This window comes from Nocardioides bigeumensis, from assembly GCF_039531755.1.
GTDB classification, from domain to species: Bacteria; Actinomycetota; Actinomycetes; order Propionibacteriales; family Nocardioidaceae; genus Nocardioides; species Nocardioides bigeumensis.
This window is the reverse complement of sequence record NZ_BAAAQQ010000005.1, coordinates 23,940-34,715: the sequence shown is the minus strand read 5'-3', so window position 1 is coordinate 34,715 and position 10,776 is coordinate 23,940. Positions and strand designations below refer to the sequence as shown.

Here is a 10,776-nt window from a genome sequence, read left to right as displayed (position 1 = left end):
GCTTGCCACACAACCACAAACAAACCGATGGTTGTCGGCACACCCACCACCACGCACAACACACCAATAACAGTTGGTTCCTGCTAATGCTCGCGTCCACCATGAACAACCCAAACACCCCTACCCAAAGGGCCGGCCCACCAAGCCCCCCCAAGGGTAGGAGCGGTGTACAGGTGAATAGAGTTACGGCGGCCATAGCGACAGGGAAACACCCGGACCCATCCCGAACCCGGAAGTTAAGCCTGCCAGCGCCGATGGTACTGCAACCGAGAGGCTGTGGGAGAGTAGGACGCCGCCGAACATTCTTCGCAATGACCCCTTACCGTTTTCGGTAAGGGGTCATTGTCATTTCTGTCTCCCTGGTCGTGTCCTCGGCCCACCTGCCGTCCACAGCTGTCGACATGCACTCCCCATCCACAGGCCCGAGCGCACCCACCGCGAATTGTCGGTGACGCTGGGGAACGTTGGTCGTGGAGGTGAGGTGCAATGGGTGCACAGCCAAGAGGAACGGCGCCGGCGCGATCGAGGCGAAAGAACGCCGGTGAGGACGACGGGACCGCCAACGAGGTACGCCTGGTGGGGCGGCTGTCGCAGGACCCGCAGTAACGGACGATGCCGAGCGGCGACGAGCTGTGGACGTTCCGGGTCGTCGTGCCTCGCACCGGGCCGCCGGTTCAGGCGCGGGCGACGGTCGATGCGCTGGACTGCTCGGTCTGGTCCGGTCGCTGCCGCCGGACGGTCGCGACGTGGCGCGCAGGCGACCTGGTGGAGGTGTCGGGCGCGGTGCGTCGCAGGTTCTTCAACACCGGTGGCGCCGTGGTGAGTCGTGTCGAGGTCGAGGTGGCCGCAGCCAAGCTCATTCGTCGTCGACCGAGCGCATGAGGACGCCGGTGCTCGGCTTCGGCTGGAAGGACGTCGCCTTCTCGGGGAGCAGTCGGTCGTGGGCCACGATGCGGTGCACCAGGTCGAAGTCCGGGGCTGGCATCAGGACGGCCAGGTCGCGGTCGCGGCGGACCTTGTGCAGCGTCTCGTCGGCGGTGTGGAGATACCCGATCGCCGCTGGCGGCGTGGCGAGGGCCGGGAGCACGTCGTCGTGGAACGCCTCGACCGCACTGCGGTCGCCCTGCAGGTCGAGTCGCAGGATCGCCCAGGTGCGGCCGTCGGTCACCGCCAGGGTGTCAGTTCCGAGCGCCGACACCGCCGCTTCCCGTGAGCTGGCCTCCAGGGCGTGGGGGCCACCCACCAGGGCGTCGCCGAGGGTGGTCAGCTTGACGCGTCGGAGCACGCGGTGGATGGCGCCGAGCTGCAGGGGCGTGTCGTCCTGGTCGACGAGCATGGCAAGGCCACGGTCCCAGGCGGTGCCGGGGTGCGCTTGCTGGAGCTGGAGGTAGGCGGCGTAGCGGTGATGGCCGTCGGCGATGACGGGTCGCGAGTCGAGGAGCGAGGCGTGCACCCGGTCGAGGTCGGCTCCTCGGATGGGCCAGACCCGGTGGCGCTGGTCGCCGCGATCGGTGAACCTCCGTTGCGGCTCCTCCTTCAGCAGCGCGGCGATGACGTGTCGGGTCTCGGCGGGACCGCGGTGCACGAGCAGGATGGGAGCCGGGTTCAGCTTCATCACCAGCATCCGCTCCGCGAGGTCATGTGCCCGGTGGGGGTAGATCCCCTCGTGCGGCAGCACGGCCCGGCTGGCCAGGTCGGGTGCCCGTCGTGACATGTCGAGGGCGCCGACGATGCCGCGCACCGTGATGCCGTCTGCGGTGTACTCGTGGAGATACAGGCCAGGAGTCTCGTCTCGGAGCACTCGTCCGGTGGCCTGCCAGCGGCGCAGACGGCCGGCGACCTCCCGATAGGGTCGGGCGAACGCGCGCGCGGCGGCGGCGTCACCGACGCGCTGGGGTGCCAAGGTGAGCGCTCGGAAGGGCTCGAGCCTGAGGGGTGTCGCCAGGTAAGGCGGCGTCACCGCCTGGCTTGGCTCCATCGAAGCATCGTAAGGGTCGATGAGTGACGTGCTGACAGGAGGCCGACGGGGTGGATGAGCCGAGTCTGGGCGCTTCTGGAGGGCCGTTGGCGACCGTCCACGACGTGGCGATGCTGGACCTCGACGGCGTCGTCTACGTGGGCGACGGGCCGGTGCCGCACGCACCGGAGGCCATCGAGAAGGCTCGGGCAGACGGCCTGCGGATCGCCTTCGTCACCAACAACGCCTCCCGCACGCCGGAGAAGGTCGCGGCCAAGATCGAGAAGACCGGCGTGCCCGCCGACGCGGCCGAGGTCGTGACGTCGGCGCAGGCGGCCTCCCGGGTGCTGCTGGAGCGGTACGGCCCGGGCTCACCCGTCGTCGTCCTCGGCGCGGCCGGGCTGCACCAGGCGCTGGACGCGGTCGGACTCCGGTCGGTCGGCGTGGACGACCCGGACGCCGTGGCGCTGGTGACCGGCTACGGGCCTGACGTGGTCTGGCGCGACGTGATGCGGGCCGCCACGCGGGTGCGCGCGGGCCTCCCGTGGGTGGCGAGCAACACTGACGAGACGATCCCGACGGCGTACGGCATCGCCCCTGGGCACGGCGTCATGGTCACGATGCTGCGCGACTTCACCGGCGTCGACCCGACGGTCGCCGGGAAGCCGGAGCGTCCGCTGCTCGACGAGACGATCGCCCGCACGTCTGCAGAGCGCCCGCTGATGGTGGGCGACCGGTTGGACACCGACATCGAGGGCGCGGTGAGGCTGCACATCCCCGCTCTGCTGGTCATGACGGGTGTCACGGGACTGGCCGAGCTGGCCTCGGCGCCCCCGGGGCTGCGGCCGACGTACGTCTCGGCGGACCTCCGGGGGCTGCTGGTCCAGCACGAGGCGCCCGACGCTGAGGATGGCCGATGGCGTGCGGGCAGCTGGACCGCACACGTCGAGGACGGTCGGCTCGAGGTGGCCGGAGACGGCTCGGGCAGCCTCGACGACTGGTGGCGGGTCGTGGCCGCGGCCTCGTGGAACCACCTCGACGAGACCGGCGCGGCGGTGGACACGTCGGGGCTGCGAGTCCCTGATGCCGACGGCGTCGCCGGTAGGCTGGAGCCATGACCGACGCCACCCCTGAGGAGCTCCCCGAGTCGCTGACGGGCGTCCCCGCTGTGGACGCGGCGCTGGCCCGGCTCGAGGGCCTCGAGGAGCGCCCGGTCGAGGAGCACCCGGAGGTGTTCGAGGCGGTGCACGGGGCGCTTCGCGGTGCCCTGGGCGGCGCCGGGTCCTGACCGGAGCGGCCGGGTGCCTGCCCGACGTCTGCGGCTCGATGCCGAGCTGGTCCGTAGGGGCCTGGCGCGTTCGCGCGAGCAGGCCAGCGAGCTGATCCACGCCGGCCGGGTGACGGTGTCGGGCGGCCGGGCCACGAAGCCGGCGACCGGCGTCACCACCGACGCGGCCATCGTCGTCCGCGAGGACCCGGGGCGGCCGGACTTCGTCTCGCGCGGCGGCCACAAGCTGGACGGCGCACTGACGGTGTTCGAGCCGGCCGGACTGACCGTGTCGGGGCGCCGCTGCCTCGATGCGGGAGCCAGCACCGGTGGCTTCACCGACGTGCTGCTCCGGCGTGGTGCCGCGGAGGTGGTGGCGGTGGACGTCGGCTACGGGCAGCTGGCGTGGTCGGTGCGGCAGGACCCCCGGGTGCGCGTCCACGATCGCACGAACGTGCGCGAGCTGACCGTCGAGCTGATCGGCGGGCCCGTCGACGTCGTGGTGGGTGACCTGTCCTTCATCTCCCTGCGGCTGGTCCTCGAGGCCCTGATCGGCGTCACCCACCCCGACGGTGACCTCGCGCTGATGGTCAAGCCGCAGTTCGAGGTCGGCAAGGACCGGGTGGGTGAGGGCGGCGTGGTGCGCAGCCTCGAGCTGCGGGCGGAGGCAGTGCTGGCGGTGGCCGACGCCGCCGCGCGGCTCGGGTGGGGTGCGCGGGCGGTCACCACCAGCCCGTTGCCGGGACCCTCGGGGAACGTCGAGTTCTTCCTGTGGCTGCGGCGCGGGCCTGGCGAGGTCACGGCCGAGTCGGTGCACCAGGAGGTCGTGCGGTCCGCGGCCTGGGGGGCGGCTGGTGAGAGGGTGGTCCCGTGACGACGCCGCAGCACCACCCGCCCCCGCCGGAACCCGGCGCGGTCCGGCGCGTGCTGCTCGTGGCGCACACAGGGCGGGAGGACGCGCGTGAGACTGCCGCAGCGTTCGTCGCTGCGCTCACCAAGCAGGGCCTCACCGTGCGGCTGCTGGCCCAGGAGGCCGCCGACCTGCACGTCGACGCCCGCGGCTTCGACCCGGCCCTGGAGATCTGTGAGCCGGACGCGTTCTCGGGGCGCGACTGCGAGATCGCCATCGTCATCGGCGGTGACGGCACGATCCTGCGCGCCGCCGAGATCACACATGCGAGCGGCGTCCCCATCCTGGGCGTCAACCTCGGGCACGTCGGCTTCCTGGCCGAGGCCGAGCAGGACGACCTGGAGACCGTCGTCGAGGCCGTGGTCCGAAGGGACTACACGACCGAGGACCGGTTGACGATCGACGTCTCGGCCTACCGCGACGGTGAGCTCGTGACGAGCACGTTCGCGCTCAATGAGGCGAGCGTGGAGAAGGCGGCGCGCGAGCGGATGCTGGAGGTAGTGGTCGAGGTTGACGAGCGACCCGTGTCGCGGTGGGGCTGCGACGGCGTCGTGTGTGCGACGCCGACCGGTTCGACCGCCTACAACTTCTCGGCCGGTGGCCCGATCGTGTGGCCCGGGGTCGACGCGCTGCTGATGGTCCCGATCTCCGCGCACGCCCTGTTCGCCCGCCCGATGGTGGTCTCGCCGACGTCCAAGCTGGCCGTCGAGGTGCTGTCGGGCACCGAGGGCGCCGGCGTCCTGTGGTGCGACGGCCGACGGGCGGTCGACCTGCCTCCCGGTGCCCGGATCGAGGTACGCCGCGGGGCCACACCGGTCCCGCTGGTGCGACTGCAGGAGGAGCAGTTCGCCGACAAGCTGGTGGCCAAGTTCGGGCTCCCGGTCGAGGGCTGGCGAGGCGCCAGCGAGCGTCGGCGCGACGGCAAGGCCCGGTCATGACATCGGTGGCGCGGCGGTGATCGAGGAGCTGCGGATCAGCGGGCTCGGTGTCATCGACTCCTCCACGCTCGAGCTCGGACCTGGCCTGACCGTGATCACGGGGGAGACCGGCGCCGGCAAGACCATGCTGGTCACGGCTCTCGGGCTGCTGCTCGGTGGCCGTGCGGACACCGGAGCCGTCAGGACGGGCGCCAAGTCCGCGCGCGTCGAAGGCATCGTGAACGCCCCTGCGGCTGCTCCCGGCTTCGCCGTCGCCGTCGAGGAGGCCGGCGGGGAGGTGGAGGAGGGCCGGGTGCTGCTGGCGCGCTCCATCTCGGCCGAGGGGCGCTCGCGCGCCTTCGTCGGCGGGGCAGCCGTCCCCGTCTCGACCCTCGCGGCCCTGACGGAGCCCCTCGTCGCCGTCCACGGTCAGTCCGACCAGCACCGGCTGCTCAAGCCGCAGGCCCAGCGGGAGGCGCTGGACCGCTACGGCGGGGCGGACCTGGCGGAGCTGGCCGACGCCTATCGAGCGACGCACGCCAGGCTGACCGAGACCGAGAGGGAGCTCGCCGAGCTGACGGCCACGGCGCGCGAGCGCGCCAGGGAGGCCGACCTGCTCCGCTTCGGGCTCGAGGAGATCGAGGCGGTCTCGCCGCGCCCAGGTGAGGACGCCGAGCTGGCCGCCGAGGAGGCCAGGCTCGGCCATGCCGACACGTTGCGGACCGCGGCCGAGCAGGCGCGTGAGGCGTTGAGCAGCGAGGAGGGGGCGCCGGACGCACTCGGCGCCACCTCCGCGGCGCGGACCCAGCTCGACGGGGTTCGTGACCACGACGCCGAGGCAGGCGAGCTCGCGGACCGGCTCGCCGAGCTCACCTACCTGCTGTCCGACCTGGCCGCAGACGTCGCGTCGTACGCCAGCCGCGTCGACGTCGACCCGGCTCGCCTCTCCGTGGTCTCGGAGCGACGGGCGGCGCTGACGGCGCTGACGCGCAAGTACGGCGACACCGCCGACGAGGTCCTCGCCTGGGCCGAGTCCTCGTCGCTGCGGCTCACCGGTCTCGACACCACGGACGACCGGATCGCCGAGCTCAAGGAGCAGCGCGAGATGCTGCGCTCCCGGCTCGGCGAGGCCGGCAGTCGGCTCTCGGCGGCGCGCTCGGCCGCCGCGGCCCGGTTGTCCGACGACGTCACTGCCGAGCTGCACGGCCTGGCGATGCCGCACGCCCGGCTCGAGGTCGCGGTCACGCAGCGCGAGGCAGCCGCGGACGACGCGCGGACGGTGGACGTGCAAGGTCGCCGGCTGCGCTACGGATCGAGCGGCCTCGATGACGTGGAGCTGCTGCTGGCCGCCAACACCGGCGCGGAGGTGCGCCCGCTCCACAAGGGCGCCTCGGGTGGCGAGCTCTCCCGGGTGATGCTGGCCCTCGAGGTGGCGCTGGCCGGCACCAGCCCGGTGCCGACGTTCGTCTTCGACGAGGTCGACGCCGGCGTCGGCGGCAAGGCCGCGATCGAAGTGGGGGCCCGACTGGCCCGCCTTGCGCGGGTCGCCCAGGTGCTGGTGGTCACGCACCTGCCGCAGGTCGCGGCGTACGCCGACCAGCACGTGGTGGTGGAGAAGGCCAGCGACGGCTCGGTGACCACCTCGGGGCTCTCCGTGCTCGACGAGACCGACCGGGTGCGCGAGCTTTCGCGGATGCTGGCCGGCGTGGAGGAGTCCGAGACGGCGCTCGCCCACGCGCAGGAGCTGTTGGCGGCGGCGAGGACGCAGCGTTAGGACGGTCGTTGCACGACCTCTTCGACCAGCGGTGATCAGGCGCGTCCTGCCGAGAACGACCCCCGGCGGCTGCGAGCATGGGGCGGTCATGAAGTTCGCTTCCAGAGCCCCCCGTTCCCCTGATCTCGACCTGCCGGGCGTCGTCGGCACCGCCCGCGTGGACCGTCGTACCGAGGCGTTGATCCCACGGCTGCGTCCCGGCGACATCGCCGTCATCGACCATCCCGACCTCGACCGCGCGACGGCGCACCGGCTGGTGGACGCAGGCGTGGCCGGAGTCGTCAACGCGTCGCCGATGATCAGCGGCCGCTACGCCAGCCTGGGGGCCGAGGTCCTCGCCAAGGCCGGGGTATCGCTGCTCGACCGCGCAGGCCCGCAGGTCGTCACCGCCGTCAAGGACGGCAGCCGGATCCGGCTGCACGACGGGATCGTGCACGGCCAGGACGGGCCGGTCGCCACCGGTGCGTCACTGGACGCCGAGGGAGTCACCACCCAGATGGCCCAGGCCCGCGACGGCATGGCCACGCACCTGACCAGCTTCACCCACAACGCCAGCGAGTTCCTGCTGCGTGAACAGGACCTGTTGCTGCACGGACGCGGCCTGCCGGGCACCCGCACCACCTTCACCGGCCGTCCTGTGGTGGTCGTCGTCCCGGGTCACGAGCATCGCGCCAGGCTTGCGGGCGCCAAGCGCTACATCCGCGAGATGCACCCGGTGCTGGTGGGCGTCGACCGCGGCGCCGACGCGCTCCTCGAGGCGGGCCACACCCCGGACGTCGTCGTGACCGGCGCCGACCAGTCCGAGTCCGACCCTGTGAGCCGGGCTGCGCTGAAAGGCGCTCGCGACGTGGTGGTCTGCGTGTCGCGGGGGAGCTCGTCGGCGGCGACCGCGGCCTTGCGGCAGCTCGGTGTGCACCCGCTGATCCTGGAGACCGGTGCCACGACGGAGGACGCTGCTCTCGTGCTCGCCCACCGCGCGGGGGCGTCCGTCATCATCGGGGTGGGGCTGCACGCCACCCTGGAGGAGTTCCTCGACCGACAGCGGGCCGCGCTGGCTAGCACCTACCTGACCCGGCTGTCGGTCGGTCCGACCCTGGTCGACGTGGCCGCGCTGCCGCAGCTCTACTCCGGGCGGGTCCGGCCCCGACACCTGCTCGGCGTCGCCCTGGCCGGACTGCTCGCGGTCGGCGGAGCCGTGGCCACCACCCCGGTGGGGCAGGACTGGGTCGACCAGGCGAGACCTGCGGTCGATCGGGTCGTCGACGGGGTGACGCCGTGATCCGGCGTTCCTTCGTGGTGCTGGTCGCCCTCGTGTTCGCGGTCGCCTCCGGCATCGCCCTCGGCGCCGGCCCCCTGTCGACCGCGCAGACCGAGCCGCCCGCCGCCGTCGAGCCGCAGCCCGAGCGGGCGGAGCCCAGAGCGGACCCGCGGGCGGCGTACGCCGACACCTTCGCGGCAGCGGCCTCGAACCGGTTGCTGACCGGCCAGGAGCTCGCCGGACGCACCGTGGCAGTCGTGCGCTTTCCCGGTGTGCCGGACGACCAGCTCGGCGAGCTGACCGCCGCCGTCGGCGCGACCGGCGCGTCGGTGTCAGCGGTGTACGCCGTGCAGCCGGCGCTGGTCGACCTGGGGCAGCGCTCGCTCGTGGACACCTTGGGAGCACAGCTCGCGGCCCAGCTCGGTGAGGTGGCCGTGCCCGAGGACGCGACGGCGTACGAGCGTGTCGGGTCGCTCCTGGGCGCCGTCGTGGCCGCCAAGATGCGCAAGGGCGCGGCTCCCGCGTCGGACGTCCCGACCATCGAGCAGAGCCTGGCGAGCGCCGGGCTGGTGACGGCGCAGACGAGCGCGCCGGCACGCGCGCCGCTGGTCCTCGTGGTCCTCGGCGACGAGCTGGCGCCCGATGCCGACCAGGTCGTGGCCGGGCTGGTGACGGGGCTGGCCGGGTCGGCGCGCGGGGTGGTCGTCGCCGGTCCCGCGGCCACGGCCGAGGAGGGGCACGTGCTGGCGCGGCTGCGGGCGAGCCAGCGCACCACGGACCGGTCGAACGGGCCGATCGCGGGCGTCACCACGGTGGACGGGGTGGACGGCCCGGCCGGCCGGGTCACCGCCGCACTGGCGCTGGTCCGATCCTTTACCGAACCCGGCGGGGCGTACGGGGCGTCGGGTTCCGACGGCGCCGTACCGATGGGGTAGGCTCGAAGCCCGTGAAGGTCACGCCCACGAAGCACGTGTTTGTCACCGGAGGCGTCGCCTCGAGTCTCGGCAAGGGCCTGACGGCCTCCAGTCTCGGCAGCCTCCTCAAAGCGCGCGGTCTGCGCGTGACGATGCAGAAGCTGGACCCCTACCTCAACGTCGACCCCGGGACGATGAACCCGTTCCAGCACGGCGAGGTCTTCGTGACCGACGACGGCGCCGAGACCGACCTCGACATCGGTCACTACGAGCGGTTCCTCGACACCGAGCTCAGCCAGATCGCCAACGTCACGACCGGGCAGGTCTACAGCACCGTGATCGCCAAGGAGCGCCGCGGCGACTACCTCGGCGACACCGTGCAGGTGATCCCGCACATCACCAACGAGATCAAGGACCGGATCCGCGCGATGGGCAGGGCGGGCGGGGTGGGCAGGGCGGGCGAAGAGGCAGTGGACGTGGTGATCACCGAGATCGGCGGCACGGTCGGTGACATCGAGTCGTTGCCCTTCCTCGAGGCCGCGCGCCAGGTGCGCCACGACATCGGCCGCGACAACTGCTTCTTCCTGCACGTGTCGCTGGTGCCCTACATCGGGCCCTCCGGTGAGCTGAAGACCAAGCCGACGCAGCACTCCGTCGCGGCGCTGCGGTCCATCGGCATCCAGCCCGACGCCATCGTCTGCCGCGCCGACCGCGAGATCCCGGCCAGCATCAAGCGCAAGATCTCGCTGATGTGCGACGTCGACCAAGAAGCCGTGGTCACCGCCGCGGACGCGCCGTCGATCTACGACATCCCGAAGGTGCTGCACCGCGAGGGGCTCGACGCGTATCTCGTCCGCCGCCTCGACCTGCCGTTCCGCGACGTCGACTGGACGCGCTGGGACGACCTGCTGCGGCGCGTGCACCACCCCACGGAGGAGGTGACGGTCGGTCTGGTCGGCAAGTACATCGACCTCCCCGACGCCTACCTCTCGGTCAGTGAGGCGCTCCGCGCGGGCGGCTTCGCCCACGAGGCCAAGGTGCACATCAAGTGGATCCCCTCCGACGAGTGCGAGACCCCGTCGGGTGCCCGCCACCACCTCGAGGACGTCGACGCCGTGGTGATCCCCGGTGGGTTCGGCATCCGCGGCATCGAGGGCAAGCTCGGGGCGTTGACCTACGCCCGCAAGAACGGCGTCCCGACCCTCGGGTTGTGCCTGGGCCTGCAGTGCATGGTGATCGAGTACGCCCGCAACATGGCCGGGCTCGAGAAGGCCGCCTCCACCGAGTTCGACCCCGACGTGCCCGAGCCGGTGATCGCGACCATGGAGGAGCAGAAGTCCTTCGTCGACGGCGCCGGCGACATGGGGGGCACCATGCGGCTGGGGTTGTACGCCGCCGAGCTGCGCCCGGGCTCGCTGGCGGCCGACACCTACGGCGCCACGCACATCGAGGAGCGCCACCGGCACCGCTACGAGGTCAACAACCACTATCGCGACCAGCTCGAGGCGGCCGGCCTGGTGTTCTCCGGGACCAACGCCGAGCTGGGGCTCGTCGAGTTCGTCGAGCTCCCGCGCGACGTGCACCCCTACTACATCTCGACCCAGGCGCACCCCGAGCTGCGCTCGCGTCCGACCCGTCCGCACCCGCTGTTCGCGGGGTTGATCGGCGCCGCCATCGAGCGGCAGCGCGAGCTGCGCTTCCCGATCGACGAGTCGGCGCTGCGTCGGCGCGAGCCTGCGGACGAGCCGGCCGGCACCGCCGGCGCCTGAGCTCCGGGCC

Annotated in this window: 10 protein-coding genes and 1 rRNA gene; 10 read left to right on the top strand and 1 reads right to left on the bottom strand. The window is 72.4% G+C overall.

Annotated features, from left to right (window positions below; translation table 11 throughout):
* Positions 1–184 precede the first annotated feature (184 nt).
* Both rrf and ABD295_RS06990 read left to right on the top strand, forming a co-directional pair.
* A 5S ribosomal RNA gene (gene rrf, locus ABD295_RS06995) occupies positions 185–301 on the top strand.
* Positions 302–612: 311 nt separating this feature from the next.
* Positions 613–882, top strand: a complete 270-nt coding sequence (locus ABD295_RS06990) for a single-stranded DNA-binding protein (RefSeq protein ID WP_344302955.1) — start codon at positions 613–615, stop codon at positions 880–882.
* On the opposite strand, the gene ABD295_RS06985 is transcribed toward ABD295_RS06990, so the two are convergent.
* Complete coding sequence (locus tag ABD295_RS06985; protein WP_344302954.1) at positions 857–1,978, bottom strand: DUF1015 family protein; 1,122 nt, start codon at positions 1,976–1,978, stop codon at positions 857–859. The genes ABD295_RS06990 and ABD295_RS06985 overlap by 26 nt on opposite strands.
* A gap of 50 nt (positions 1,979–2,028) precedes the next feature.
* Between ABD295_RS06985 and ABD295_RS06980 the strand changes: the two genes are divergently transcribed.
* The 8 genes from ABD295_RS06980 (at position 2,029) to pyrG (ending at position 10,766) form a co-directional block, all read left to right on the top strand.
* Positions 2,029–3,075, top strand: coding sequence for an HAD-IIA family hydrolase (locus tag ABD295_RS06980; RefSeq protein WP_344302953.1), 1,047 nt, complete (start codon positions 2,029–2,031; stop codon positions 3,073–3,075).
* Entirely contained in the window at positions 3,072–3,245 is a 174-nt protein-coding gene (locus tag ABD295_RS06975; protein ID WP_344302952.1) for a hypothetical protein, read from the top strand. The genes ABD295_RS06980 and ABD295_RS06975 overlap by 4 nt, the downstream gene beginning before the upstream one ends.
* Positions 3,246–3,258: 13 nt before the next feature.
* The gene (locus ABD295_RS06970) at positions 3,259–4,098 is read left to right on the top strand and encodes a TlyA family RNA methyltransferase (RefSeq protein ID WP_344302951.1); all 840 of its coding nucleotides are present in this window, start codon (positions 3,259–3,261) and stop codon (positions 4,096–4,098) included.
* The gene (locus ABD295_RS06965; protein WP_344302950.1) at positions 4,095–5,072 is read left to right on the top strand and encodes an NAD kinase; all 978 of its coding nucleotides are present in this window, start codon (positions 4,095–4,097) and stop codon (positions 5,070–5,072) included. The genes ABD295_RS06970 and ABD295_RS06965 overlap by 4 nt, the downstream gene beginning before the upstream one ends.
* Positions 5,073–5,088: 16 nt before the next feature.
* On the top strand, positions 5,089–6,825 hold the full coding sequence (gene recN / locus ABD295_RS06960) for a DNA repair protein RecN (RefSeq protein ID WP_344302949.1): 1,737 nt from the start codon (positions 5,089–5,091) through the stop codon (positions 6,823–6,825).
* Between the two features lie 88 nt (positions 6,826–6,913).
* The gene (gene steA, locus ABD295_RS06955; protein ID WP_344302948.1) at positions 6,914–8,104 is read left to right on the top strand and encodes a putative cytokinetic ring protein SteA; all 1,191 of its coding nucleotides are present in this window, start codon (positions 6,914–6,916) and stop codon (positions 8,102–8,104) included.
* The gene (locus ABD295_RS06950; protein WP_344302947.1) at positions 8,101–9,018 is read left to right on the top strand and encodes a copper transporter; all 918 of its coding nucleotides are present in this window, start codon (positions 8,101–8,103) and stop codon (positions 9,016–9,018) included. Before steA ends, ABD295_RS06950 begins: the two co-directional genes overlap by 4 nt.
* Before the next feature lie 11 nt (positions 9,019–9,029).
* A complete protein-coding gene (pyrG, locus tag ABD295_RS06945) occupies positions 9,030–10,766 on the top strand; it encodes a CTP synthase (protein WP_344302946.1) in 1,737 nt (578 codons plus the stop codon).
* The last annotated feature ends 10 nt before the right edge of the window (positions 10,767–10,776 follow it).

Excerpts from the sequence above, each read along its gene's own strand:
- ABD295_RS06985 (WP_344302954.1), bottom strand. The coding sequence starts at position 1,978 with ATGGAGCCAAGCCAGGCGGTGACGCCGCCTTACCTGGCGACACCCCTC.
- ABD295_RS06975 (WP_344302952.1), top strand. The coding sequence starts at position 3,072 with ATGACCGACGCCACCCCTGAGGAGCTCCCCGAGTCGCTGACGGGCGTC.
- steA (WP_344302948.1), top strand. The coding sequence starts at position 6,914 with ATGAAGTTCGCTTCCAGAGCCCCCCGTTCCCCTGATCTCGACCTGCCG.
- ABD295_RS06990 (WP_344302955.1), top strand. The coding sequence starts at position 613 with ATGCCGAGCGGCGACGAGCTGTGGACGTTCCGGGTCGTCGTGCCTCGC.